We start from the raw sequence: 24,673 nt of genomic DNA, 5'->3' as shown, positions 1-24,673 counted from the left end.
GGCAGGTTAGCCGCCGCCACTCACGAGAAGCGCTCCAGCGGGAGCTCACGCTCCTGACCGGGTGCGAGCTCGACGGCCTGACCGTGCACGAGGAGGTGGACGGGGGTGGTGCCACCCGGCCGGGCGCTGAGCCGGATGCGGTCCTCGGCCAGGTCGACCTCCACGCGCTGGCCGCGGTAGTGGACGCTGAACCGCAGCTCCTTCACCTCCGGCGGCAGCGCGGGCTCGAAGCGGAGCACCGAGCCGAGTGCGCGCATGCCGGTGAGGCAGCGCAGCACGATGTCCACCGTCCCTGCCATCGCCCCGAGGTGGATGCCCTCGGCCGTCGTGCCGCCCTGGACGTCGCTGACGTCGCTCTCCAGCGCCTGCTGCAGGAACCGCCAGGCCTCCTCGGGGTGGTAGCGGGCCATCACCCAGGCGCTCACCACGCCACTGAGCGTGGAGCCGTGTGAGGTCCGGTCGAGGTGGTACTCGACGGTCCGGGCCAGCTGTTCCGCGCTCACCTCGTAGCCGAGGTTGTGCAGCAGCCCGCGCAGCTCGTCGCGGGAGAGCAGGAACAGCAGCATGAGGACGTCGGCCTGCTTGGCGAGCTTGTACCGGTTGGTGCTGTCGCCCTCGGCCTCCAGCAGCCGGTCCAGCCGTTGGATGTTGCCGTAGCGCTCCCGGTAGCCCACCCAGTCGAACTCGGGCAGGTCCTCGTAGCCCTCGAACTGGGTGAGCACCCCGTCGGCGTGGAAGACGACCTTCATCTTCCTGGTGATGTCCCGCCACCGGTCCGGCTCGTCGTCGCGGATGCCGAGCTCCGCGACGAGCTCCTCGCGGTAGTGCGGCGGCAGGACGTCGAGCGTCTCCAGAGCCCGCTGGAGCACCCACACCGCCATGACGTTGGTGTAGGTGTTGTTGCGCAGCCCCGGCTCGTCGGAGTCCGGGTAGCCCTCGTGGTACTCGTCCGGCCCCACCACGCCGTGGATCTCGTACCGGTCCTCGCCGGCGTCGTAGGTGGTGGCGCTGGCCCAGAACCGGGCGATCTCGATCAGCAGCTCGGCACCGGTGAAGCGCAGGAACCCGATGCTCCCGGTGACCATGTAGTGCTGCCAGACGTTGTAGGCGATGGCGATGTTGACGTGGCGCTGGTTGTGCGAGTGGTCCGGCAGCCAGCGGCCCGACTTCGGGTTGAGGTGGACCTCCTGGGTCTCCTCGCGACCGGTGGCCCCGCTCTGCCACGGGAACATGGCGCCCTCGTACCCCGCGGCGCGGGCCGCGGCCCGGGCCGTGCCGAGCCGCTCGTAGCGGTACTGCAGCAGCGCGGCGGCCAGGCTCGGGCGTTCGAAGTTGAAGAACGGGAAGATGAACATCTCGTCCCAGAAGACGTGGCCCCGGTAGGCCTCCCCGTGCCAGCCGCGGGCCGGTACGCCGACGTCCAGGTGCTGCGTGTGCGGCGAGATGGTCTGCAGCAGATGGAAGATGTGCAGGTGCAGGACCGTCTCGGTCCACTCGTTGGCGCTGTCGAGCTGGATGTCGAAGCGGTTCCAGAGGCTGTTCCACGCGCCCTCGTGCCGTGCCAGCAGCCCGGCGAAGTCCTCCGCCGTCGCCGCGGCCAGGCGGGCGTCGTCGCGGCTCTCGGAGATCCCGCGGTCCCGCGAGGTGTACAGCGCGACGATCTTCTCCACGGTCGCCGGGCGCCCCTCCTCGAGGTCGATGCCCAGTCCGTGGGCGACGTACCCGGGCTCCTCGACCAGCCGCCGGTCGACGTCGAGCCGCTCCCCGTCGCGCAGCACCCGCGTCCGGGCGGCCACCGCGACGCGCACGTGCGACTGCAGCGTCTCGACCTGCAGGTCGACGGTCTCCCCGTCGACCTCACCGTGTCCCAGCACCTGCAGGTGCCGCCCGTTCAGGTCGCGGTAGCGCTTCACGCCCGAGTTCACGACCCGGCCGTCCAGCCCGGAGGACACCTCGAGCCGGCCCGACCAGTTCTCCGCGGTGAACGTGGTCTCCAGCCCGGCGAAGTGCTCGTCCTTCATGCTCACGAACCGGCGCTGGGTCATGCTGGTCCGCCGTCCCTCGGCGTCCTGCCAGGTCATGTCCCGTGTCAGCACGCCCCGGTGGATGTCGAGCTCGAAGCGGTGCTCGGCGACGTCGGCGCGGCGGGCGTCGAACCACTCCCCGCCCTCGATCCGGAACCGCAGCGGCAGCCAGTTCGGGACGTTGACCAGGTCCTCGTTCTCGACCATCCGCCCGGCGACCTCGGTCTCGGCCCGGTCGTAGAGGCCCGCGACGTACGTGCCGGGGTAGTGCACGTCGTCGGCGACCGACTCGGGCAGGGCGCCTCGCGTGACCAGGTAGCCGTTGCCCAGCGCGAGCAGCGCCTCCCGCAAGCCCTGCCGGGCGGGGTCGAAGCTGTCGTACCGCAGGCACCACACGCTCGACGGCTGCTGCGTGCGCCGCTGCCGGATCTCGGCGGCCGCGCGCCGCTCCTCGAGGTACCCGTGGCGCACGGCCCGTCTCGAGACGTCGTCCAGCGTGGTCACGACGAGGTCGGCGCCGGCCTCCAGCAGCATGTCGCGGTCGTCCAGCCGGGCCACCCCGAGCGCGGCCATGCCCGCCGCCTTGGCGGCCTGGATGCCGCTGGTCGCGTCCTCGGTGACGACGCAGTCGGCCGGGTGGACACCGAGCTCCTCCGCGGCGGTGAGGAAGATCGTCGGGTCCGGTTTCCCCTTCGCGAAGTCCCGCCCGGAGATGTCGGCGTCGAAGAGCTGGGACAGTGTCATGCCCGGGTGGATGAAGTCGTGGTCGATCCGCTGCTCGGCAGCGAACAGGTCGAGGCGGATCCGGTCGAGGAACAGCTTGGCGTTCTTCGACGACGACGCGGCCGCCACCGGGACGCCCATGGCCTTCACGTCGAGGATGAACCGCAGCGCGTCCGGGAACGCCATGAAACGGCCCTGGTCGATCAGGATGAGCACGTGCTCCTGCTTCGCATCCGCGTACTGCTGGATCCGCGCGTCGATGTCGGGCACCCCGAAGTGCTCCATCGCCGCCCGGGCGCCCGCCATCCGCGGCATCCCGGCCATCACCTGCTGGTAGACCGCGGGGGTGAAGCGTTCCGGGGTCCAGCTCGTCCGGTCCCGGATGTCGCTCCACGCGCCCTCCATCAGTGCCGCGAAGGCTTCCCGCCAGGCCAGCTCGTGCGGGGAGTCGACGAGCACGCCGTCGACGTCGAAGATCGCGCCGCGGAAGCCCCCGGCCCCGTTCATCCGGTTCATCGCTGTCTCCCTTGCTCGAGCTCGGGACCGGGTGGGGCGATCCCTCGTGAGCCGCCGAGCGGCGCCGTGGCGGTCGTGGACGATCGCGCGGTGTCGGCGGCGGCATCGACCTCGGTGCGCGTCGGCGGATCGGCACCCGGCCGGGAGCAGGTGATCGCCGCGACGAGGGCCGCCGCATCCACCACGCTGGCGAGCGTGGACTCGTCGACCGCCGCGAGGGCAGCGCGCCGCGAGCCGCCGATCAGATCGGCTCGGCGAAGGCCGTCGAGCAGGCCGGAGGTGAAGGAGTCACCCGCCCCGACCGTGTCCACCAGGTCGATCGGCTGGGCCGGTCGCCGCAGCTCCACGTTCGCCGTGACGGCGTGGACGCCCCGGCCGCCACGGGTCACGACGACGAGCGCGGGCCCCCGTCCCAGCCACTCCCTGGCCACGTCCTCGTCCCGGCGGTCGGGGTAGAGCCACAGCAGGTCCTCGTCGCTGACCTTCACCACGTCGGACAGGCCGACCAGACGCTCGATGCCGGGGCGCGCGTGGTGGGGTGAGCCGAGCAGGGCGGGCCGCACGTTGGGGTCGTAGGAGATCGTCACCCGGCCCCGCCGCTGCTCCCGCTCCATGAGGTCCTCGACGTTCCTGCTGCCCGGTGTCAGCGCGGTCGCCAGCGAGCCGGTGTGCAGGCAGCGCGTCTCGATCGGGAGGGGCTCGAGCGCGTCGATGTCCCACTCGATGCGGAAGTCGTAGGTCGCGATCCCCGCGGCGAGAGTGGCGATCGCGAGGCTGGTGGAGGTGGACCGGTCGGTGCCGCTCTCGACATGGACACCGCCGGCCCGCAGATGCGCGGCGACCATCTCGCCCAGCGCGTCGCGGCCCAGCCGCGTCATGAGCGTCACCTCATCACCCAGGCGGGCCAGCCCGAGTGCCACGTTGGCCGGGCTCCCGCCGGGATGTGCGACGAGGGTGCGGCTGCCACGCTGCCCGACCAGGTCCACGAGCGCTTCCCCGACGACGACGAACATCCGTTCCACTCCTCTCGACGACAACTCGATGACAAGCGGTGTCCGGGTGCCGGGGACGCGTCACCTGCTCACTGCGCGACGCCCTCGTCCACGGCCAGGTCCGGATGCCGGCTGCTGCGGAGGTCGAACAGCGCGTAGCACGCCACCAGGGCCAGGCAGATCGCCGGGACGATGAAGGCCTGCGCGGTACCGGACGCGTCCATGATCCAGCCCTGGACCAGCGGGAGGAGCGCGCCGCCGAGGATGGCCATCACGAGGCCCGCCGCGCCGAACTTGGTGTCCGGGCCCAGGCCGCGCAGGGCCACGCCGTAGATCGTCGGGAACATCAGGGACAGCGAGAGCGAGATCCCGACCACGGCGAGCAGGCCCACGATGTTGGGCGAGAACACGGCGACCAGGGCGAAGACCACCCCGAGCGCGCCCATGGCGAAGAGCAGCTTGGTGGGCCGGAAGATGCCGAGCAGATAGGTCATCACGAATCGCGAGATGAGGAACAGGATGAGGCTGGCCTGCAGGTACCAGCCCGAGTTCGCGGTGCTGACGCCCACGACGTCCTGTGCGTACTGGATCGTGAACGTCCAGGTGCAGACCTGGGCTCCGACGTTGAGGAACTGGGCGGCCACGCCGTAGCGGTAGTGCCGGTTGTGCCAGAGCCGGCCGAGCACTCCGGTCCGTTCCGTGTCCAGCCCGAACTCGGCGTGTTCCTCGGGAACGGAGATCTTGCGGAAGGCGATGAGAATCCAGATCAACAGCAGTACGCAGGCGATTCCGGTGTAGGGGCCCAGCACCAGCGACAGGTCCTGTTCCTGGGTCTGGCGCAGCTGCTCGGGCGTCATCGACGTCTTCGCCGATTCCGGCGTGATCTGCGGGAGGATCAGTACCGCGCCGAGGAGCACCCCGATGTTCGCGCCGACCGGGTTGAACGACTGGGCGAGGTTCAGCCGCTGGGTCGCACTCTGTTCCGGGCCCATCGCGATCACGAACGGGTTGGCCGAGGTCTCCAGGATCGACAGTCCGGCGGCCAGCACGAACAGGGCGACCAGGAAGAACCCGTACGTGAGCAGAATGCTCGCCGGGATGAACATCAGGCCGCCGAGCGTCGCGCAGGCCAGACCGGTGAGCACGCCTGCCTTGTATCCGTAGCGCCTGTTGATCAATGCGGCCGGGATGGCGAGTGAGAAGTAGGCGCCGTAGTACGCGAACTGCACGAGCGCCGACTCGAAGTTCGACATCGCGAAGATGTGGCGGAACACGCCGACGAGGACATCGGTGAGGTTGGCCGCCGACCCCCACGCCGCGAAGCAGAGGATGACCAGGACGAACGGAACGGTGAGGCCCGGATAGACGAGCCTAGGCTTCCGTGCCTCCTCCTGCGGCTGTACCCGGGTGACCGAATCACGGGACATGAGATCACCCCTCGCAGGCGCTGGACCGGTACCCACCTCGGTGTGATGTGGGACACAGCTGAGCGAACCCTAGTCCGCACCTGTGCGGGATTCCACCGGAAGCACCACAAACTACGTTCCGTGTTCGCACTCACGAATCGGGTAGCAGTTCCGGCGGCTACTTCTCGTCGAACAGCCGGAGGTCCGAGGGTGCGCGGAGCAGATCCTGCAGAATGATGTTGCCCTCGGTGTTGTAGGGCTGCCGCATGTGTTCGTCCCAGGCCGCGCGGGAGCGGAACATCTCCAGCATCACCCAGGTTTCCGGATCGTCCTGGGGCTGCACCAGATGCATGAAGACACACCCGGGCTCGGTGAGCGTGTTCCGTCGCATGGACTGCAGCTGGGCTTCCGCTTCCGCCATCCGATCCAGCCGCGGCTTGATCGTCACCACCAGGAACAGCGGCCGGTCCGATGCGTTCATGCGTGCATTCCTACACCCGTTCGGCCCCACCCGAACCATTCTCCCGCCGGGCGCGCAGCGGTACTGTTCGCGCGCCGAATGTGGCGCCGTTCCACGATGTCGTCGGCGCCGGCGGCACAGGCCCGACACCTTCGGGAGGCGTCATGCACCGTTATCTCGTCGTCGCGAACCAGACGCTGGGCAGTCCCGAGCTCGCGGACCTCGTCCGGGAGCGGGTGGCCGCAGGCCCCGCCGAGTTCTGGCTCGTCGTGCCGGCGACCCGCGTGAAGGACCTCTCGGCGAGCGCGATGGCCGTCCCGATGCCGGTCATGGGTGGGGTCCCCGCGATCCCGGCGCCGCCCGAGGAGGCCCGTCGGCTGGCGCAGGTGAAGCTCGACGCGGCGCTGAAGGAACTGGCCGCCGCCGGTGCCACCGCGGGAGGTGAGGTGTGCGACCCCGACCCCGTGCGCGCGGTCGAGGCGGCCGTGTCCGGCCGGGAGTTCGACGAGATCATCGTCTCGACGCTCCCGGCGCGGATGTCGCGCTGGCTGCACCAGGACCTGCCCGGGCGCCTGGCCCGCAAGTTCGGCCTGCCGGTCACGCACGTCGCCACCCGGGACGTCTGAAAGATCGAGGTCGACTCCGCCCTGGATAGTGTCTTCCCATGGCCAGCACCAGGGAGTGGTTCGAGTCGGTCGCCGAGGCGCAGCGCCGGGCGAGGAAGCGGCTCCCGAAGTCGGTCTACCTGGCACTCGTGGCGGGGTCGGAGCAGGGCGTCACGCTCGAGGACAACGTGCAGGCGTTCCGCGAGATCGGCTTCCGGCCGCACATCGCCGACCTGCCCCGGCATCGCGAACAGGCCACCTCCGTGCTCGGCCAGGAGATCGCGTTCCCGGTCGTCATCTCCCCGACCGGCGTGCAGGCGGTGAGCCCGGAGGGCGAGGTGGCCGTGGCCCGCGCCGCCGCCGCGGCGGGCACGGCCATGTGCCTGAGCTCGTTCGCGAGCCGGTCCGTCGAGGACGTGGTGGCCGCCAACCCGGTGACGTTCTTCCAGACCTACTGGGTGGGCGGGCGCGACCGCATCCTGCAGCGCGCGGAACGCGCGCGGGCGGCCGGCGCGAAGGCGCTGATCGTCACCCTGGACTGGACGTTCGCCACGCGCCGGGACTGGGGCAGCCCGCCCATCCCCGAGCGGCTCGACGTCCGTGCGTTGCTCCGGTTCGCCCCGGAGGGCCTCGTGCGGCCCCGGTACCTGCTCGAATGGGCGCGCCACCGCGCCCTGCCCGACCTCACCACGCCCAACATGGCGGCGCCGGGCGAGGACGCGCCCACGTTCTTCGGTGCCTACGGAGAGTGGATGCAGACCCCGCTGCCGACCTGGGACGACATCGCGTGGCTGCGCGAGCAGTGGGGCGGCCCGTTCGCGGTGAAGGGGATCATGCACCCCGACGACGCCCGGCGCGCCGTCGACGCCGGTGCCACCGCGGTCAGTGTGTCCAACCACGGTGGCAACAACCTCGACGGCACCCCGGCGTCGATCCGTGCCCTCCCCGCTGTGGTCGACGCCGTCGGCGAGCAGGTGGAGGTCCTGCTCGACGGCGGCGTCCGGCGGGGAAGCGACGTGGTGAAGGCCCTCGCCCTCGGGGCCCGCGCCGTGCTGATCGGGCGCGCCTACCTGTGGGGGATGGCGGCTAACGGCGAGGCGGGGGTGGCCAACGTCCTGCAGATCCTGCGCAGCGGGATCGACGAGACGCTGCTCGGGCTCGGCCGGGCGTCGGTGCACGACCTGCGGCCCGAGGACCTCATCGTGCCGCCGGACTTCACGCGGTCGCCCCAGAAGTAGCAGCGGCGCCCCGGTGGGAGCCGGGCACGAGGCGCAGGGTCACGCCGATGCGGTTCCAGGCGTTGATCGTGGCGATCGCCGTGACGAGCGCGGCGAGGGTGGGCGGGTCGTAGTGTGCGGCCGCCTCGTTCCAGACCTCCTCGCTCACCCCGTGCGCGTCGAGCCGGGTGGCCTCCTCGGTGAGGGCGAGGGCGGCGCGCTCGGCGGGGGTGAAGAACGGCGCCTCGCGCCAGGTGACCACCGAGAAGAGGCGCTCGTCCGGCTCGCCGTCCGCCTTCAGGTCGTGGCTGTGCATGTCGACGCAGAAGGCGCAGCCGTTCATCTGGCTGGCGCGCAGCTTCACCAGGTGCAGCGTCGTCGGCGGCAGGGGGCTCGCCGCCAGGAACTTCTCGAGCCCGAACATCGCCTGGTAGGCCTCGGGCTGGATCTCGCTGATGTCCATGCGCGGGTGCATCGTCGTGCTCTCCTCGTCCTCGTCCGGTTGTCCTCGCACCGGATCCACCACCAGGACGGTGGGGCGGCCGCGGATGTGACAGACGGCCGCCGGGATCCGTGTGGATCTGCCGAGCGTCGTGCCGCTGCCGGGCCGGGGTCGGCGGCTAAGCTCGGTCAACTCGCTGGGAAGGAACGACGAGAGTGATGCAGATCGGCGAGGTCGCCACGCGAGTGGGCTTGTCGCTGCGGACGATCCGGCACTGGGACGAGGTCGGGCTCGTCGTGCCATCGAAGCGTTCGGCAGGCGGCTTCCGCCTCTACACGGAGGCCGACATCGATCGGCTGGTGCTGGTCAAGACGCTCCGGCCGCTCGACTTCAGCCTGGAGCAACTGCGTGAGCTGCTCGCCACCATGGACGCGCTGGAGGACGACCTCGGCGACGACGCCCGGGTCACCGCCGAGCTGGCCGGACGGCTCGGCGTGTTCCGCGCCGCGGTCGACAGCCGGGTGGAGGCACTGCGCGCCCAGGTGCAGGGCCTGGAGATGCTGTCACGGGAGCTCCGCAGGCTGGCGGGGGAGAGCAGGCGCCAGATCTCCGACACGGGCTGACCCACCCCTCGGGGACGAGGTCGGTCCGTGCCGGAGCCCGTCGTCGTGGCGGGGGTCAGCGGCCCATCGCCCTGGTCAGGAACCGGAACGCGGGTGTCGGCACCTCCGGGGCGAGCTCCACGGAGCAGGTGCGGGAGAGGATCTCCAGCGTGGCCGGGCAGGCGTCCGGGCCGTAGTCCACCTCGCGGCCCGCCCAGCCGTGCGGGTCGAACAGCGGGTGGTAGGAGCGCTTGGCCTGGACCGACTGCCAGTTGGTGTAGACGTGTCGGCCGCTGTCGATCAGCCGGCGAGCTCCCCGCAGCGCGCCGAACGTGCGGGCCCGTTCCGGGTCGTCGAAGGTCAGGGCGAGCCCGACGGCGTCCGGCTCGTCGTGGTGCGGTGCCGTGGCCACCCCCCGCCAGGGGCCGGACGCGATCCGGTCGAGCACCATCTGCCGGCGCCGTCGCCTGCGGTCCAGCTGGGCGTCGAGCGCGGCGAGCTGGGGGCGCAGGACGGCGGCCGAGAGCTCCGGCATGCGGTGGTTGACGCCGGGGAACAAGGCCTCGGTCTCGATCCAGCCGGGCCGCTCGTAGCTGCCGACGTCGTGGTGCATCGCGGCCCGCGCGTGGATGCGCCGGTCGTTGGTGACGACCGCGCCACCCTCACCGCAGGTGATGTTCTTGTGCTGGTTGAAGCTGAACGCCGCGACGTGCCCGATCGACCCGACCCGGCGGCCGTGGTGGCGCACGCCGATCGCCTGGCACGTGTCCTCGATCACCACGATGTCGTGCTCCGCGGCGACCTTCATGATCGCGTCCATGTCGCACACGAGGTTGAGCATGTGCACCGGGATCACCGCGCGGGTGTTCGGCGTGATCTTGCGGGCGAGGTCGGCCGGATCCATGGTCAGGCTCGCGTCGATCTCGACCAGCACCGGCACGGCGCCGACCGCCAGCGGTGCCGCGGCTGTGGCGACCCACGTGAAAGCCGGCACGAGCACCTCGTCGCCCGGCCCGACCCCGGCGCCGACCAGCGCACCGATGAGCGCGCTCGTGCCGCTGTTCACCGCCAGCGCGTGCTCGACCCCGAGCATCCGGCCCAGCTCGGCCTCGAAGCGGGACGTCTCGGACGTGCCGCCGCCGCTGTAGCGGGCCAGGTCGTTGCGGGCCAGCACCCGCACGGCCGCACCCATCTCCCGAAATCGCATCTACGTACCTCCGGGGCCCGAGTCTCCACGGAACCGGAAGGGGGGACGAAACCGGCCTTGCTCTACCCTCGGTGCACGTGTTGACCGATGCTCGCGGGATCACGCCCGGAGGCCGCGTGTCGGCCGATGTCTGTGTCATCGGCACCGGGCCGGCCGGGGCGGTGGTGGCCGCAGAGCTCGCCCACCGTGGCGTCGACGTGGTGGTCGTCGAGGGTGGCAGCCAGCGGTTCGGTCCGCGGCAGGCCGACACCTACCGGGGCGAGACGGTCGACCCGCACGATCCCCTCGAGGCCGTCCGGCAGAAGCGCCTCGGCGGCACGAGCGTCGTATGGGGCGGGCGTTGCTCCCCCCTGGACGACCTCGACCTCGGGCCGCGCGAGTGGCTGGACAGCGCGGGATGGCCGGTCTCCGGACCGGAGCTGGAACCGTTCTACCGGCGCGCGCAGCGCCATCTGCAGGCGGGGGAGTACGAGTACTCCGCGGCCCGCTCGGGCTTCCCGCTCTTCGCCCCCCTGCCGTCCGAGACACTGGACGTCGACTCGACCTGGCGGTGGAGCCCGCCCACCAGCTTCGCCGGCCGGATGCGGGCGCTGGCCGGGGCCGCCAACGTCCGGCTGCTGGTGGAGGCCACCGTCGTGCGCCTGGAGCGCGACCCGGTGAGCGGGGCGATCACCGAGGCGGTCGTCGCGCCGCGCCCCGGCGTCGAAATCACGGTGGTGGCGCGCACCTACGTCCTCGCCGCGGGTGGCCTGGAGTCGGCCCGGATCCTGCTGGCGTCCGACCGGCAGTCGCCCGCGGGCATCGGCAACGAGTACGACCAGGTCGGACGGCACTACATGACCCATCCGGTCGGCGAGGTCGGCACGGTCGTGCTGAGCGAGCTGGGGCGCAACCTCGCGCTCGGCTACGTGCCCACCCGCGACGGTGTGTACGCCCGGCGCAAGCTCGCGCTCACCGCCGCGGCGCAGGCCCGCCACGAGCTGGGCAACCTCAAGGCGGCGCTGTGGTTCCCCGACCCGATGGACCCCAGCCACGGGGACGGGCTGCTGTCCACGTTCTCCCTCACCTACTACGCGCTGAACCGGGCCCGGCTCGGCTTCAAGTCCGCCGGCACCCACGCGCGCTACGCGAGCACGTCCGGCCTGGGGCAGCACATCGGCAACGTCGCGCACGACTGGCGGCGGGTGGGCAGGTTCGCCGTGTCCTGGGCCGCTCCCCGGATCACGGGCGGTCGCATCCTGCCCTCGTTCATGCCGCTGGACGGCGCCACCTGCCGCCTGCGGTTCGACGCCGAGCAGTCGTCCGACCCGGCCAACCGCGTCACGCTCTCGCGTGATCGCGACCAGCTCGGCCAGCGGCGCCTGCAGGTGCACTACGGCGTGTCCACCGACGACCGGGCCCGGATCCGCCGCAGCATGGAGCTGATCGGTGAGGAGTTCGCCCGCCTCGGCTACGGCACGGTCGACATGGCCGACGCGGCGCGCATCGACGACATGCCCTTCACCGACGGCACTCACCAGATGGGTCTGCTGCGGATGGCAACCTCCCCGCGCCAGGGCGTGGTCGACGCCGACTGCCGTGTGCACGGCAGCGCCAACCTCTACGTCGCGGGCAGCGCCGTCTTCCCGACCGCGGGCGCCGTCGGGCCGACGCTCACCATCGCCGCGCTGGCCTGCCGGGTCGCCGACCACATCGCCGCCGAGCGTTCGGTGCGGGAGCCGCTCGCGGCGAGCTGACCGGATGGGGGCGGGCGACGGTCCGCCGTGATCGACAGCACGTCGCCGGCCCGTCTCCCGCCCTCCCCGCGACGTACCGTCGTGATCGGTCGTCCTCGGGGAGCGTTGGTATGCGGTTCGGGATGTTCGTGCCACAGGGGTGGAGCCACGACCTGGTGGGCATCCACCCGGCAGCGCACTGGGACGTGATGAAGGGCCTGGCGCAGCACGCCGACGCCGGTCCCTGGGAGTCGATCTGGGTCAACGACCACTTCCACGCCCTCCCCACGCCCCCTCCCGACGAGACGGGGACGCACGAGGCGTGGAGCCTCATGGCGGCCTTCGGCGCCGTGACCGGACGGGTGCGGCTGGGCCAGGTCTGCACGTGCATCGGCTTCCGTAACCCGGCCTACCTGGCGAAGGTGGCGGCCACCTGCGACATCATCTCCGGTGGGCGCGTCGAGATGTGTGTGGGCGCCGGGTGGGACGAGGCCGAGTGGACCGCGTACGGCTACGGCTTCCCGCCCGCCCGGGACCGGCTCGGGATGCTCGAGGAGGGCGTCGCGATCATGCGGCAGGCCTGGACCACGGGCCGGGCGACGCTCCGCGGCAAGCATTACCAGGTCGAGGACGCGATCGTGCGTCCGCTGCCCCTGCAGGACGGCGGCATCCCGCTGTGGATCGCGGGCCAGGGCGAGAAGGTCACCCTCAGGATCGCCGCCCGGTACGCGCGGTACACGAACTTCGACGGCTCGCCCGAGGGCTTCGCGCGCAAGTCGGCGGTGCTGGCCCGGCACTGCCGCGACGTCGGCACCGACTTCGACGCGATCGTGCGCTCCAGCGTGTACTACGTGATGGCCGGGTCCACCGAGTCCGAGGTCGAGGAGCGGATCGCGGCGCACCGGGCGCGGCTCGCGCCGGTACTGGGCGAGGACGGCGCCGAGGCGTTCGTCCAGCGGTTCCTGCGCAACGGTTCGGTCGCCTCCTGCGGGACGCCGGAGCAGATCGTGGAGCGGCTCGAGGACATGCAGCGGCGAGGTCTGGCGTACGGGATCTTCGTGTTCCCGGGCGCGGCCCACGACCGGTCGAGCCTGGAGCTGTTCGAGCGCGAGGTCATCCCGGCACTGTCGTGACGATCGCCCGGTCAGGGCCGCCGTGGTCGACCACGGACGTCGGGGGGCAACAGGCCGCCGCGTAGGATCGGCGGTCTGATGTCTGGAGCTGTGGTGGAGAAGTCGGCGGGGGAGTCGGCCCGGGTATCGGGCGACGCTCGTATTGCGGTCGAAGCGGGACGGCGACGGACGTTCGCGGTGATCAGCCATCCCGACGCGGGCAAGTCCACGCTCACCGAGGCGCTGGCGCTCTACGCCGAGGTGATCGACGAGGCCGGTGCCGTGCACGGCAAGTCCGGGCGGCGCGGGGTCACGTCGGACTGGATGGAGATGGAGCGCAAGCGGGGGATCTCGGTCACCTCCGCGGTGCTCCAGTTCGCCTACCGCGACTGCGTGATCAACCTGCTCGACACTCCCGGCCACGGCGACTTCTCCGAGGACACCTACCGCGTGCTCGCCGCCGTAGACGCCGCGGTGATGCTGCTCGACGCGGCCAAGGGTTTGGAACCGCAGACCCTCAAGCTGTTCGACGTCTGCCGCACCCGCGGCATCCCGGTGCTCACCTTCGTCAACAAGTGGGACCGGCCGGGGCGCGAGGCCCTCGAGCTGCTCGACGAGGTGGAGCAGACGATCGGGCTGCGCCCGATGCCGGTCACCTGGCCGGTCGGGGTGGCCGGGGAGCTGCGCGGGCTGGTCGAGGTCGCCACGGGGGAGTTCCGCCGCTACTCGCGTACCGCGGGCGGGGCCACCCGCGCCACCACCGAGCTGGTGCCCGCCGAGGTCATCGCCGCGGAGGAGCCGCAGTACTGGGCCGCCGCGCAGGACGAGCTCGCGCTGCTGGAGGAGATCGGCGCCGGGTTCGACGAGAAGGACTTCCTCACCGGCACGGCCACGCCGGTGCTCTTCGGAGCCGCGTTGAACGGCGTCGGCGTCGCCCGGCTGCTCGATGCGCTGGTCGAGCTCGCCCCCGCACCCGAGGCTCGCGACGACGCCGAGGGCAACCCGCGCCCGCTGGAGGCGTCCACGTCCGGGCTGGTGTTCAAGGTGCAGGCGGGCATGGACCGCGCCCACCGCGACCGGATGGCGTTCGTCCGGATCTGTTCTGGCCGGTTCGAGCGCGGCATGGTGCTCACCCACGCCGCCACCGGGCGCCCGTTCGCCACGAAGTACGCCCAGGCCGTGTTCGGCCAGCAGCGCACCACCGTGGAGGAGGCCTTTCCCGGCGACATCGTCGGGTTGGTCAACGCCGGTGCACTGCGGCCCGGTGACACGCTCTACTCCACGGAGCCGGTGCAGTTCCCGGCCATCCCGAGCTTCGCGCCCGAGCACTTCGCCGTGGTGCGCGGCGCCGACGCCGGCACCTACAAGCAGTTCCGGCGGGGGATCGAGCAGCTCGACAGCGAGGGCGTCATCCAGGTACTGAGCTCCGACCTGCGCGGCGACCAGGCACCGGTGCTCGCGGCGGTGGGCCCGCTGCAGTTCGAGGTGGTCACCGCCCGGCTGGAGTCGGAGTTCCGGGCCCCGGTCACCCTCGAAACGCTGAGCTACTCCGTCACCCGCCGCACCGACGCGGCGGGAGCGGAGCTGCTCAAGGGCCAGAGCGAGGTGGAGGTCCTCACCCGCCGGGCCGACGGCGCGGTGCTGGCGCTGTTCAGCAACAAGTGGCGGCTGGAGACGATCCGGCGGAAGTTCGACGGTCTGGTGCTCGACGCTCTGCCCGCGGGGTCGTCCGAGCGCTGAACCTCGTGCGCTCCGCGTACGTGGATACGGTGGGCGGGCGAGACGATCCGGCGGCGGCCGCCCGGTGGAGCCTCGCCTCGCACGGAAGGACCCGCGTGGACCTGCACACGTTCAACGCGCTGCCGCTGCCCGAGGCTGAACGGACGCTGCTGACCTGCTGTTCGGCGCCGCGCTGGGCGCGCGCGGTGGCGACGGGCCGGCCGTACGCCTCGACCACCGCCCTGCACACGGCCGCAGCCGCGGCGCTGGACGACGCCGACCTCGACGCCGCGCTGGCGGGCCACCCCCGGATCGGTGACCGGCAGGCCGGCGGGCAGTCCCGCCGCGAACAGAGCGGTGTGGGCGGCGCCGCCGCCGACGTGCTGGCCGCGCTGGACGAGGGCAACCGGGCCTACGAGGAACGGTTCGGCCACGTGTACCTGGTCTGTGCCACCGGCCGCAGCGCCGAGGACCTGCTGGCCACCCTGCACGCCCGGCTGTCCCACGACCCCGCCACCGAGCGGGCCGTGGCGCTCACCGAACTGGCTGCCATCAACCGGATCCGGCTCGACCGGCTCCTGGCTCCGGCCGAGGCCGTGCGATGAGCGAGCTTGCGAGCGAATCATCGGTGCAGTGCCTGCGCGCAGCGCCGGCCGAGCGCAGCGAGGCCGTGCGATGAGCATCTCGACGCACGTGCTCGACGCGGCGCTCGGCCGCCCCGCCACGGACGTGGGGGTCCGGCTCGACGCGCTGCCCGGCGGTGAGCTGCTGGCACAGGCCCGCACCGACGCCGACGGCCGCGTCCGCGACCTCGCCGCCGACCTGCCCGTGGGCACCTACCGGATCACCTTCGACACCGGCGGCTACTTCGCCGCCACGGGCCGGCAGGGGTTCTACCCCGAGGTGGCCGTCACGTTCGCCGTCATCGACGCGGGGGAGCACCACCACGTACCGCTGTTGCTGTCCCCGTTCGCCTACTCGACCTATCGCGGGAGCTGACACATGGGAATCGTGCTCGGAGGCCACCAGTACGGGAAGGCGGAGAACCGCCTGGTCCGCATCTACCGGGAGACCTCCCGCCACGAGATCCGCGACGTCACGGTCACCACGACGCTGCGCGGCGCGTTCGATGACGCGTACCTGCACGGTGACCAGCACGCCGTCCTGCCCACCGACTCGCAGAAGAACACGGCCTACGCCTTCGCGAAGGAGAAGGGTCTGGGCGAGATCGAGGACTACGCCCTCACCCTCGCCCGCCACTTCGTGTCGACGGTGGAACCGGTGAGCAGCGCCCGGATCGCCGTGGACGAGTTCGCCTGGGACCGCGTGCAGGTGGGCGGCACCGGCCACGACCACACGTGGGTGCGCCGGGGCCAGGAGGTGCGCACCGCCGTCGCCGAGGTGGAGGACGGGCACGCCCAGGTGGTCTCGGGCCTGCGCGACCTCGTCCTGCTCAAGTCCACGGGCTCGGAGTTCGCGGGCTTCCTCAAGGACCGCTACACCACCCTCCCCGAGACGCACGACCGGATCATGGCCACCGCACTCGTGGCCCAGTGGCGCCACGACCCCGCCCCCGACGGCGGCTGGGACGGCTTCCGGGACGTGGACTGGGCCAAGAGCTACACCGACGTCCGGCGGATCATGCTCGAGCAGTACGCCACCGTGCACTCCCTGGCACTGCAGCAGACCTTGTGGGAGATGGGCCGGGCCGTGCTGGAGGCGCACCCGCGGATCGCGGAGATCACCCTGCAGGCGCCGAACAAGCACCACTTCGCCGTCGACCTGTCCCCGTTCGACGTCGAGAACAACAACGAGGTGTTCTACGCGGCGGACCGTCCCTACGGCCTGATCGAGGCCACGGTCACCCGCAGCTGACCGACCAGCTCGGCGGATCAGCGGCTCACCAGGTCGGCCAGGACGTCCTCGTCGGTCACCGTCCACGCCGCGGCGCCGAGGGGGACGGCGAGCTGGATCACGTCGCCGTCGAAGTGTCGCGTGGCCGGCGGAAAGACCGACCGCGCCAGGCCGAGCATCGCGACGTTCTCCGGCAGTACCCCACCCCGCAGCGCCGTGTAGCCGAGCTCCTCGGCGAGCGTGGCGACGGCGGAGACGAGGAGGCGTCCGATGCCCTGACGCTGCCAGTCGTCCACCACGGCGACGGCGATCTCGGCCGTCCCGGGGTCCGTGCGGGCGATGCGGGCGATGCCCACCGGCGCAGGGCCGCCCGGCCCGCAGGTCTCGGCCACGACGGCCGCGCGGGACCGGCCGTCGAGGTCGACGAGTGCGGCCCGGACCGGACCCGGCAGGCGCGGGACGGCACTGTGGAAGCGCAGGTAGCGGCTGCGCGGCGAGAGCTGGGCGAAGACCGTGTCGACCGCGTGACCGGCGGTCCACCGGTCCAGCGGGCGGACGTGGACCGCAGCGGGGCTCACGGGACCCTCAGAATAGTACGAACGATCGTTCGTCGGCGGGTGTACGTCATCGGGGGCTCCTGGTCGCACAGAGGGTCAGGGGGCGGCCGGCGCCGCGGCGGCGGCCAGCAGGGCGTCGAGCCCGCGGTGGGCCCTCGCGGCGGCGTCCGGATCGGACAGGAGGCGGCTGGCCACGTGGAAGGCCAGCATGATCCCCTCGATGTCCTGGGCGAACTGCCGCGGGTCGGTGTCGGGCCGGAAGTGCCCCTCGGCGACTCCGGTGGAGGCGATGGTGGCGAGGGTGTCGAACCAGTCGCGCTGGTTGTGGAGCAGGCGGTCGCGCACCGGGCCGGGCTGGTCGTCCAGCTCGAACGCGGCGGCGACGAGCGGGCAGCCGCCGTCGGCGGAGTCCCACGCCAGCCACCCTTCGAACAGTGCGCGGACCCGTGGCTCACCCCGCGGCGCCGAGAGCGCAGGGCGCACCACCTCGGAGGTGAACCGGTCCGTCTCGTGGTCGAGCACCTGCAGCTGCATGGACTCCTTCGAGCCGAAGTGCGCGAACAGGCCGCTCTTCGACATGCCGGTGCGGGTGGCGAGGGACCCGATCGTCAGCCCGCCCAGGCCGACCTGACGCGCGAGGCCGGCCGCCTCGTCGAGGATGATCTCGCGCGTCGCGTCCCCCTTGCCCATGCGGTCCTTTTTAGCACGATCGTTCGTCAGAAGCCACGGCCCCCGGAGTTGCAGCAAAGCCACGTTGAGGCAACGAGGTTGCAGGAAAGTGGCTTTGCTGCAACGGGGGGAGGGTCACCCCGCGTGGCCCCGCAGCGACTGCAGGGCCAGGAAGACGTCCACGCGGTCCGAGGGCTTCCCGAGGTCGCGGCCGGTGAGCTCCTCCACCCGGCGGATGCGGTAGCGCACGGTGTTGACGTGCAGGTGGAGCCGGTCGGCGGCCCGGGTCCACGAACCGGAGCAGTCGAGGAACGCCTGCAGCGTCTCCTGCAGGCCGGCGCCGGTCCGGGCGTCGTGGTCGAGGACGCTGCCGAGCACCCGCGCGGCGAAGGCGCGGCGCACGTCGTCGGGCACGGCGGCGAGCAGCGACACGTGCGAGGTGGTCTCCTCGCCGGTGACGACGTGCAGCACTCCGGGGCGCAGCGCGGCGACGTCACGGGCGTGGCGGGCCTCCTGCAGCGCACCCGACAGGGCATCGGGACGCGCCGGGCGGCTGACGCCGACGGCCAGCGGTTCGCCCGCCAGCCCGGGGACGAGCCGGCCCAGCGCCCGGCTCAGCGCGGACCCGGCCGCGTCATCCCCGCCGGTGGCCGGCAGCAGCGCAACGGCCAGACCGTCGTAGACCCCCACCACGGGCGGTCCCCGGTGCGCCGCGGCGTCGAGCAGCACCGCGCGAGCGGTCTCCACCCGTTCGGGCCGCCCGGCGAACCCCGCCACCGCCACGACCAGCGGCCCGGCCGGGTCGAGGCCGGCGTGCCGCAGCCGCACCGACGTCTCCGCCACGGTCGCGGTGCCGCCCGCGACGAGCGCGACCGCGTCGTCGGCGATCGCCCGGGCCACGCGCAGCCCCTCGCTGCGCCGGGCGCGGTCCAGCGAGGCGACCGCGACCAGCTCACCCACGGTGTCGGTGGTCTCGGTGTCCCAGCAGGCCGCGTCGCCCTCCGCCACGACGAACCAGGACGTCAGCCGCTGCTCGGAGGCGGGGCCGACGGGGAACACGGTGACGTCGCCGCCGCTCAGGGTGGCGGGTAGCTGGTCGGCCGTCAGGAACGCCGCCACCACCCGGTCGACCACGTGGTCGGGCAGGGGCTGCGGCCCGGCGGCGATCTCGCGGCCGGTGGTGCTGAGCACCCGGCAGGTCGTCCCGGTGGCCGCCGACACCTGCGTGGCCAGCTGGTCGAGGCCCAGCCCGGCCGCGACGGCCGAGAGCAGCCTGCGCTGGCGGCCCACCGTGACCGCGAGCCGGTCGCCGCGCGCCGCGGTCAGCGAGGTGATCACCAGCTCGGTGACCGTGGCGAACGACAGCTCCTCCGGCACGGCGACCAAGGGCAGGTCGTGGCGCCGGCAGGCCTCGACGACGTCGTCGGGGACGCCGTGGAACACCGCTTCCCCCGCGGCGAGTGCGGCAGCCCCCGAGCGGGCCACTGCCGCGACGAAGCGCTCGCTGTCGCCGGGCTCGCGGCGCCACACGAGCCCGCTCAGCACCAGTTCGCCGCCGGACAGGTAGCGGGCCGGGTCGATCAGGTCGGTCGTGTAGACCCACCGCAGCGGCCGGTCCAGCGCGGCCGGGCTGCCATGCAGCAACCGCAGGCCGAGCCCGGGACGGGTGACCAGGTCCCGCAGGTGCATTGGAGGAACCTACAAGCGCCGACGGCCGATTGGTGCACGTTTCATCTCGGCGGTGACTTCTGTACGGGTCCGGGCGGGGGCTGTACTTCCGTCATGGAGTTCCTCGCGCCGACGACGTGGGCCGACGCCCTCGCGGCCAAGGCGGCGTGTCCCGGCGCGCTCCCCGTGACGGGCGGCACCGACGTCCTGGTCGAGATCAACTTCGACCGGCGCCGTCCACCCGCGCTGCTCGACCTGACCAGGGTGGCGGAGCTGCGCGACTGGGCCCCGGACCGGGGCCGGATCCGGCTCGGCGCCGCCGTCACCTACTCCCGCGTGATCGACGAGCTCGCCACCGCTCTCCCCGGCCTCGCGATGGCCGCACGCACGATCGGGTCACCGCAGATCCGCAACCGTGGCACGGTGGGCGGCAACCTCGGCGCCGCGTCGCCTGCTGGCGACAGCCACCCGCCACTGCTGGCGGCCGACGCCGTGGTCGAGGTGGCCTCGGCCGCCCGGGGGGTGCGGGAGGTGCCGGTGGCGCAGTTCTATACGGGGGTGAAAACCAACGCCCTCGCGCCCGACGAGCTCATCGCCGCGGTGCTGGTCGCGCCGCCGCGCGGGCCGCAGCAGTTCTGCAAGATCGGTACCCGCAACGCGATGGTGATCGCCGTGTCGGCCTTCGGGTTCGCGCTGCATCCGGACCGGCGCGCCGTGGGCACCGGGATCGGTTCCGCGGCACCCACCCCGCGCCGGGCCGAGGCGGCCGCCGAGTTCCTTGCGGGCGAGCTCGACGCGGCCGGGCTGTGGGAGTCGCGGGGGGAGCTGCCCGACGGGCTGGCCCGCGAGTTCGGCCACCGCGTGCGCGCCGCCGCCGCCCCGATCGACGACGTCCGGGGCAGCGCCGCCTACCGCCTGCACTCGCTCTCGGTGATGGCGCGCCGCGCCGCCACGTGGGCCTGGAACGACTACCGGAGAGCAGCCTGACATGCGGATCACGCTGACCGTGAACGGCACGCGGCACGAGGTGGACGGCGTGTGGGAAGGCGAGAGCCTGCTGTACGCGCTGCGCGAACGGATGGGGCTGCCCGGCTCCAAGAACGCCTGCGAGCAGGGGGAGTGCGGGTCGTGCACCGTCTACCTGGACGGCCTGCCGGTGTGCTCCTGCCTCGTCGCCGCCGGCCAGGCGGACGGGCGTGAGGTGACCACCGTGGAGGGCCTCTCGGCCGACGGCGAGCTGCACCCCGTGCAGCAGGCGTTCCTCGCGTGCGGCGCCGTGCAGTGCGGCTTCTGCACGCCCGGGCTGATCGTCTCCACCCACGACCTGCTGGAGCGCAACCCACAGCCGTCCGACCCGGAGATCCGCGAGGCGCTCGCCGGGAACCTGTGCCGGTGCACCGGCTACGAGAAGATCATGGACGCGGTGCGGCTCGCCGCCCGTGCGCAGGAGCGGGCGTCATGACGACGACGGTCATCGAGGGCGCCCACGTCGTCACCGTCTCCGGCGCCGAGTACCCCGGCGGCCACGTCGTGGTGGAGGGCAACCGGATCACCGCGGTCGGCGCCGGGCCCGCGCCGGCGGTCGAGGGCGCCGCGGTCGTCGACGGGCGGGGCTGCCTGCTCACGCCCGGGTTCGTCAACACCCACAACCACCTCTACCAGTGGGTCACCCGCGGGCTCGCCGTGGACTCCACGCTGTTCGAGTGGCTCACCACGCTCTACCCCGTGTGGGCCGGCATCGACGAGCACGCCGTGCACACCTCCGCGAGCGCTGCGCTGGCCCAGCTCGCGCTCACCGGCTGCACCACCACCACCGACCACCACTACGTCTTCCCCTCCGACGGCGGGGACGTGTTCGCCGCGGAGATCCGGGCCGCGCAGGACGTCGGGCTGCGGTTCCACCCGTGCCGCGGCTCGATGGACCTCGGCCGGAGCGACGGCGGCCTGCCCCCCGACGGCGTCGTGGAGGACCGCGACACCATCCTCGCCGCCTCCGAGGCCGCGATCGACCGGTGGCACGACCCCGCGCCGGGCTCGATGCTGCGGGTCGCGCTCGCGCCGTGCTCGCCGTTCAGCGTCACCGGGGAGCTCATGCGCGAGTCGGCGGAGCTCGCGCGGCGGCGCGGGGTCATGCTGCACACCCACCTCGCCGAGACCGTCGACGAGGAGGCGTTCTGCCGCGAGCGGTTCGGCTGCTCACCCCTGGAGTACGTCGAGCGGTTCGGCTGGACCGGCGAGGACGTCTGGTTCGCCCACGCCGTGCACCTCGACGACACCGCGGTGAAGAAGATCGGGGAGACCGGCACCGGCGTGGCCCACTGCCCGTCGTCCAACGCGCGGCTGGGGGCCGGGATCGCCCGCACCCGGGACCTGCGCGCCGCGGGCGCCCGCGTGTCACTCGGCGTCGACGGAGCCGCGAGCAACGAGGCCGGGAGCCTGCTGGAGGAGGTGCGGCACGCGCTCCTGTTCGCCCGCGCGGTCGGCGGGCCGCAGGCACTGACCGTCCGCGACGTCCTGGAGCTGGCGACACTCGGCGGTGCCGCCGTGGTCGGGCGGACCGACGAGATCGGCTCCCTGGAGGCCGGCAAGCTCGCCGACCTCGCGCTGTGGCGCATCGACGGCCTGCAGCACGCCGACGTCGCCGACCCGGTGGCCGCGCTCGTGCTCGGGGCGCCGCCGCCCATGGAGCTCCTGCTCGTGAACGGCCGCACGGTGGTCGAACGAGGCCACGTCCGCACCGTGGACGTCGAGGCACTGGCGCGCGAGTGCGTCGCCGTCCACCGGACCCTGATCGAGAAAGCCGGCTGACCATGACGTCCGCGGTACCGAACTCTGCAGGAGCGAGCGAGACGACCGCCAGCCGCGGCCGCGTCGGCGACAGCCCGCTGCGGCCGGACGGGCTGCTCAAGGTCACGGGCGCGTTCGCCTACGCCAGCGACCTCTCGCGCGACGACATGCTGTGGGGCGCGACGCTGCGCAGCCCGCACCCGCACGCGCGGATCGTCGCGATCGACACCGCACCGGCGCTGGCCGTGCCCGGCGTGCACGCGGTGCTCACGGCGGCCGACGTGCCCGGGGAGAACGCCGTCGGGCTGGAGCACCTCGACCAGCCGGCGCTCGCCGAGGGTGTGGTGCGCTACCAGGGTGAGGCCGTGGCGCTGGTGGCGGCCGAGCACCCGGAGACGGCGCGGCGCGCCGCGGCCCGGATCGTCGTCGAGTACGAGGAGCTGCCCGCGGTCACCGACCCACGGCGGGCGCTGGAGCCCGGCACGGCGCTGGTGCACCCGGCGCGGCGGGATGCGGGCGGCAACCTCGTGCGGGAGGTGCGGATGCGCCGCGGTGACCCCGCGCCCACCGCGCCCGTGGTCGTCGCGCTGGACTTCGAGGTCGGCATGCAGGACCAGGCCTTCCTCGGCCCCGAGTCCGGCCTGGCCGTGCCCGGCGCGGACGGCGGCGTGGACCTCCACGTGGCCACGCAGTGGCTGCACGTCGACCAGCGGCAGGTCTGCCACGTGCTCGGCCTGCCGCCGGAGAAGGTGCGGCTGCACCTGGCCGGGGTCGGTGGGGCGTTCGGCGGGCGCGAGGACCTCTCGATGCACGCCCACGCCTGCCTGCTCGCCCTGCGCACCGGCCGGCCCGTCAAGATGAGCTACTCCCGGGAGGAGTCGTTCTTCGGGCACGTGCACCGGCATCCGGCCTGGCTGCGCTACGAGTTCGGGGCCGAGCGCGACGGCACCTTGGTCTACGCCCGTGCCGACATCCTCTTCGACGGCGGCGCCTACGCGTCCTCCACGGGTGCGGTGGTCGGCAACGGCGGCTCGCTCGGGCTGGGGCCGTACCGGATCCCCAACGTCCACGTCGACGCGCGCGGGGTGTACACGAACAACCCGCCGTGCGGTGCGATGCGCGGCTTCGGCTGCGTCCAGGCGGCGTTCGCCCACGAGGCACTCATGGACGAGCTCGCCGACGCCGTGGGTGTCGATCCCGTGGAGATCCGCGCGCGGAACGGGATGCGCGAGGGCGACACGAACATCACCGGCCAGGTGATCGACTCGGCCGCCCCGGTGGCCGAGCTGATCCGGATCGTGCGGGACATGCCGCTCCCGCTCGGGTCCCCTCCCGAGCCGGACCTGCGCGAGCTGCCCGGCGGGGTCGGCAACACCACCCACGGCGAGGGCGTGGTGCGGGGGATCGGGTACGCCGTCACGTACAAGAACGTCGGGTTCTCCGAGGGCTACGACGACTACTCGACCGCGCGGGTGCGCCTCGAGGTCAGCGCCGGTGAGCCCGTGGCCACGGTCCACACCGCCGCCGCGGAGGTGGGCCAGGGGCTGATCACCGTGGAGCAGCAGATCGCCCGCACCGAGCTCGGCGTGGAGCGGGTGGTGGTGCACCCGGCGGACACCACGGTCGGCTCCGCCGGGTCGACGTCGGCGTCCCGGCAGACCTACGTCACCGGCGGTGCGGTCAAGGCGGCCTGCGAGGCCGTCCGGGACACCGTGCTGGCGCGGGCGGCCGGGATGCTGCAGCGCGCCGCCGCCGACCTGCGGCTCGACGGCGACAAGATCGTCGACGTCAGTGGCGAGGTGCTCACGGGAGTCGCGGACGTGCTCGGCGACGAGGCCGTGGAGGAGACCCTCGAATGGCGCCACCGCCCGACGGCACCGCTCGACGAGGAGACCGGGGCGGGCGACGCCCACGTGCAGTTCGCGTTCTCCGCCCACCGTGCGGTGGTGGACGTCGACGTCGAGCTGGGGCTGGTGAAGGTGGTGGCCCTGGACACCGCGCAGGACGTCGGCAGGGCGGTCAACCCGGACGCGGTGCTCGGCCAGATCCAGGGCGGCAGTGCGCAGGGCATGGGACTGGCCCTGATGGAGGAGGTCGTCGTGACCGACGGGAGGGTGCGCAACCCCTCGTTCACCGACTACCTCATCCCGACGATCCTCGACACGCCGCCGATGCGGATCGAGGTTCTGGAGTACGCCGACCCGCACGCGCCCTACGGTGTCCGTGGGGTCGGTGAACCCCCGACGATCTCGAGCGGTCCCGCCGTCGCGGCCGCGATCCGGGCGGCCACGGGCAAGGCGCTGCGGCGCGTTCCCGTGCGGCCCGAGCACATCACCGGCGCCTGACGGGGGCGTGTGCGCCGGCACGAGTGATGGGTCACTCGCCGGCGCATGCGCAC

General features: G+C 72.6%; 22 protein-coding genes. 13 read left to right on the top strand and 9 right to left on the bottom strand.

Translation table 11 applies throughout. The features are described 5' to 3' along the window. Positions 1–20 precede the first annotated feature (20 nt). The 4 genes from ACQPZA_RS20980 to ACQPZA_RS20965 form a co-directional block, all read right to left on the bottom strand. On the bottom strand, positions 21–3,263 hold the full coding sequence (locus ACQPZA_RS20980; protein WP_433272963.1) for an HAD-IA family hydrolase: 3,243 nt from the start codon (positions 3,261–3,263) through the stop codon (positions 21–23). Further along, a complete protein-coding gene (locus tag ACQPZA_RS20975) occupies positions 3,260–4,276 on the bottom strand; it encodes a carbohydrate kinase family protein (RefSeq protein ID WP_433272960.1) in 1,017 nt (338 codons plus the stop codon). Before ACQPZA_RS20975 ends, ACQPZA_RS20980 begins: the two co-directional genes overlap by 4 nt. A 68-nt stretch (positions 4,277–4,344) precedes the next feature. Further along, a complete protein-coding gene (fucP, locus tag ACQPZA_RS20970) occupies positions 4,345–5,682 on the bottom strand; it encodes an L-fucose:H+ symporter permease (RefSeq protein WP_433272958.1) in 1,338 nt (445 codons plus the stop codon). Between the two features lie 157 nt (positions 5,683–5,839). Then, a complete protein-coding gene (locus ACQPZA_RS20965) occupies positions 5,840–6,142 on the bottom strand; it encodes a putative quinol monooxygenase (RefSeq protein ID WP_433272956.1) in 303 nt (100 codons plus the stop codon). Between the two features lie 143 nt (positions 6,143–6,285). Here ACQPZA_RS20965 and ACQPZA_RS20960 point away from each other — a divergent pair, with 143 nt between their 5' ends. Together ACQPZA_RS20960 and mftD are read left to right on the top strand one after the other, a co-directional pair. After that, positions 6,286–6,747: a hypothetical protein gene (locus ACQPZA_RS20960; RefSeq protein WP_433272954.1), complete on the top strand. Its 462-nt coding sequence runs from the start codon at positions 6,286–6,288 to the stop codon at positions 6,745–6,747. Between the two features lie 38 nt (positions 6,748–6,785). Continuing rightward, positions 6,786–7,964: a pre-mycofactocin synthase MftD gene (gene mftD, locus ACQPZA_RS20955; RefSeq protein WP_433272952.1), complete on the top strand. Its 1,179-nt coding sequence runs from the start codon at positions 6,786–6,788 to the stop codon at positions 7,962–7,964. Here the strand turns inward: mftD and ACQPZA_RS20950 are convergent. After that, entirely contained in the window at positions 7,942–8,466 is a 525-nt protein-coding gene (locus ACQPZA_RS20950) for a carboxymuconolactone decarboxylase family protein (RefSeq protein ID WP_433272950.1), read from the bottom strand. The two genes, mftD and ACQPZA_RS20950, sit on opposite strands and share 23 nt — an antisense overlap. 137 nt (positions 8,467–8,603) lie before the next feature. On the opposite strand from ACQPZA_RS20950, the gene ACQPZA_RS20945 reads away from it, so the two are divergent. Then, positions 8,604–9,008, top strand: a complete 405-nt coding sequence (locus ACQPZA_RS20945) for a MerR family transcriptional regulator (RefSeq protein WP_433282912.1) — start codon at positions 8,604–8,606, stop codon at positions 9,006–9,008. Positions 9,009–9,063: 55 nt separating this feature from the next. Here ACQPZA_RS20945 and ACQPZA_RS20940 read toward each other — a convergent pair whose 3' ends face one another. After that, complete coding sequence (locus ACQPZA_RS20940; protein WP_433272948.1) at positions 9,064–10,194, bottom strand: DegT/DnrJ/EryC1/StrS family aminotransferase; 1,131 nt, start codon at positions 10,192–10,194, stop codon at positions 9,064–9,066. A gap of 77 nt (positions 10,195–10,271) precedes the next feature. Between ACQPZA_RS20940 and ACQPZA_RS20935 the strand changes: the two genes are divergently transcribed. The 6 genes from ACQPZA_RS20935 (at position 10,272) to pucL (ending at position 16,615) form a co-directional block, all read left to right on the top strand. Beyond that, positions 10,272–11,930, top strand: a complete 1,659-nt coding sequence (locus ACQPZA_RS20935) for an FAD-dependent oxidoreductase (RefSeq protein WP_433272946.1) — start codon at positions 10,272–10,274, stop codon at positions 11,928–11,930. A gap of 110 nt (positions 11,931–12,040) precedes the next feature. Continuing rightward, positions 12,041–13,042 (top strand): TIGR03560 family F420-dependent LLM class oxidoreductase, encoded by a 1,002-nt coding sequence (locus ACQPZA_RS20930; RefSeq protein ID WP_433272944.1) that lies wholly within the window; start codon positions 12,041–12,043, stop codon positions 13,040–13,042. A gap of 78 nt (positions 13,043–13,120) precedes the next feature. Continuing rightward, entirely contained in the window at positions 13,121–14,761 is a 1,641-nt protein-coding gene (locus ACQPZA_RS20925) for a peptide chain release factor 3 (RefSeq protein ID WP_169396180.1), read from the top strand. A 95-nt stretch (positions 14,762–14,856) separates the two neighbouring features. Further along, positions 14,857–15,345, top strand: coding sequence for a 2-oxo-4-hydroxy-4-carboxy-5-ureidoimidazoline decarboxylase (uraD, locus tag ACQPZA_RS20920; protein WP_433272940.1), 489 nt, complete (start codon positions 14,857–14,859; stop codon positions 15,343–15,345). Positions 15,346–15,415: 70 nt separating this feature from the next. Continuing rightward, positions 15,416–15,739, top strand: coding sequence for a hydroxyisourate hydrolase (uraH, locus tag ACQPZA_RS20915; RefSeq protein WP_433272938.1), 324 nt, complete (start codon positions 15,416–15,418; stop codon positions 15,737–15,739). 3 nt (positions 15,740–15,742) lie between these two features. Further along, entirely contained in the window at positions 15,743–16,615 is an 873-nt protein-coding gene (gene pucL, locus ACQPZA_RS20910; protein ID WP_433272936.1) for a factor-independent urate hydroxylase, read from the top strand. 17 nt (positions 16,616–16,632) lie between these two features. Here pucL and ACQPZA_RS20905 read toward each other — a convergent pair whose 3' ends face one another. The 3 genes from ACQPZA_RS20905 to ACQPZA_RS20895 all read right to left on the bottom strand — a co-directional run bounded on the left by ACQPZA_RS20905 (position 16,633) and on the right by ACQPZA_RS20895 (position 19,509). Continuing rightward, a complete protein-coding gene (locus tag ACQPZA_RS20905) occupies positions 16,633–17,172 on the bottom strand; it encodes an N-acetyltransferase family protein (RefSeq protein WP_433272934.1) in 540 nt (179 codons plus the stop codon). 75 nt (positions 17,173–17,247) lie between these two features. Next, positions 17,248–17,841: a TetR/AcrR family transcriptional regulator gene (locus tag ACQPZA_RS20900; RefSeq protein WP_433272932.1), complete on the bottom strand. Its 594-nt coding sequence runs from the start codon at positions 17,839–17,841 to the stop codon at positions 17,248–17,250. A gap of 114 nt (positions 17,842–17,955) precedes the next feature. Beyond that, a complete protein-coding gene (locus ACQPZA_RS20895) occupies positions 17,956–19,509 on the bottom strand; it encodes a PucR family transcriptional regulator (RefSeq protein WP_433272930.1) in 1,554 nt (517 codons plus the stop codon). 93 nt (positions 19,510–19,602) lie between these two features. Here ACQPZA_RS20895 and ACQPZA_RS20890 point away from each other — a divergent pair, with 93 nt between their 5' ends. The 4 genes from ACQPZA_RS20890 to pucD are packed head-to-tail and all read left to right on the top strand — an operon-like array spanning position 19,603 to position 24,620. Then, entirely contained in the window at positions 19,603–20,475 is an 873-nt protein-coding gene (locus ACQPZA_RS20890; protein WP_169396173.1) for an FAD binding domain-containing protein, read from the top strand. Position 20,476: 1 nt separating this feature from the next. Then, positions 20,477–20,950 carry a (2Fe-2S)-binding protein gene (locus ACQPZA_RS20885; protein WP_433272928.1) on the top strand — a complete coding sequence of 158 codons (474 nt, stop codon included), beginning with the start codon at positions 20,477–20,479 and terminating at the stop codon, positions 20,948–20,950. Next, complete coding sequence (locus ACQPZA_RS20880; protein ID WP_433272926.1) at positions 20,947–22,296, top strand: 8-oxoguanine deaminase; 1,350 nt, start codon at positions 20,947–20,949, stop codon at positions 22,294–22,296. The genes ACQPZA_RS20885 and ACQPZA_RS20880 overlap by 4 nt, the downstream gene beginning before the upstream one ends. A 2-nt stretch (positions 22,297–22,298) precedes the next feature. After that, on the top strand, positions 22,299–24,620 hold the full coding sequence (gene pucD / locus ACQPZA_RS20875) for a xanthine dehydrogenase subunit D (RefSeq protein WP_433272924.1): 2,322 nt from the start codon (positions 22,299–22,301) through the stop codon (positions 24,618–24,620). Positions 24,621–24,673: the final 53 nt, after the last annotated feature.

Source organism: Pseudonocardia xinjiangensis (assembly GCF_050948425.1).
Lineage (GTDB): Bacteria > Actinomycetota > Actinomycetes > Mycobacteriales > Pseudonocardiaceae > Pseudonocardia > Pseudonocardia xinjiangensis.
The sequence above is the reverse complement of the archived record's forward strand: the minus strand, read 5'-3'. Positions and strand labels throughout refer to the sequence as shown.

Coding starts and splice junctions, on each gene's coding strand:
- mftD (WP_433272952.1), top strand. CDS start 6,786: ATGGCCAGCACCAGGGAGTGGTTCGAGTCGGTCGCCGAGGCGCAGCGC.
- pucL (WP_433272936.1), top strand. CDS start 15,743: ATGGGAATCGTGCTCGGAGGCCACCAGTACGGGAAGGCGGAGAACCGC.
- fucP (WP_433272958.1), bottom strand. CDS start 5,682: ATGTCCCGTGATTCGGTCACCCGGGTACAGCCGCAGGAGGAGGCACGG.
- ACQPZA_RS20980 (WP_433272963.1), bottom strand. CDS start 3,263: ATGAACCGGATGAACGGGGCCGGGGGCTTCCGCGGCGCGATCTTCGAC.
- ACQPZA_RS20895 (WP_433272930.1), bottom strand. CDS start 19,509: ATGCACCTGCGGGACCTGGTCACCCGTCCCGGGCTCGGCCTGCGGTTG.
- ACQPZA_RS20885 (WP_433272928.1), top strand. CDS start 20,477: ATGCGGATCACGCTGACCGTGAACGGCACGCGGCACGAGGTGGACGGC.
- ACQPZA_RS20975 (WP_433272960.1), bottom strand. CDS start 4,276: ATGTTCGTCGTCGTCGGGGAAGCGCTCGTGGACCTGGTCGGGCAGCGT.
- ACQPZA_RS20940 (WP_433272948.1), bottom strand. CDS start 10,194: ATGCGATTTCGGGAGATGGGTGCGGCCGTGCGGGTGCTGGCCCGCAAC.
- ACQPZA_RS20960 (WP_433272954.1), top strand. CDS start 6,286: ATGCACCGTTATCTCGTCGTCGCGAACCAGACGCTGGGCAGTCCCGAG.
- ACQPZA_RS20900 (WP_433272932.1), bottom strand. CDS start 17,841: ATGGGCAAGGGGGACGCGACGCGCGAGATCATCCTCGACGAGGCGGCC.
- ACQPZA_RS20880 (WP_433272926.1), top strand. CDS start 20,947: ATGACGACGACGGTCATCGAGGGCGCCCACGTCGTCACCGTCTCCGGC.
- ACQPZA_RS20930 (WP_433272944.1), top strand. CDS start 12,041: ATGCGGTTCGGGATGTTCGTGCCACAGGGGTGGAGCCACGACCTGGTG.
- uraH (WP_433272938.1), top strand. CDS start 15,416: ATGAGCATCTCGACGCACGTGCTCGACGCGGCGCTCGGCCGCCCCGCC.
- ACQPZA_RS20945 (WP_433282912.1), top strand. CDS start 8,604: ATGCAGATCGGCGAGGTCGCCACGCGAGTGGGCTTGTCGCTGCGGACG.
- ACQPZA_RS20890 (WP_169396173.1), top strand. CDS start 19,603: ATGGAGTTCCTCGCGCCGACGACGTGGGCCGACGCCCTCGCGGCCAAG.
- ACQPZA_RS20925 (WP_169396180.1), top strand. CDS start 13,121: ATGTCTGGAGCTGTGGTGGAGAAGTCGGCGGGGGAGTCGGCCCGGGTA.
- pucD (WP_433272924.1), top strand. CDS start 22,299: ATGACGTCCGCGGTACCGAACTCTGCAGGAGCGAGCGAGACGACCGCC.
- ACQPZA_RS20965 (WP_433272956.1), bottom strand. CDS start 6,142: ATGAACGCATCGGACCGGCCGCTGTTCCTGGTGGTGACGATCAAGCCG.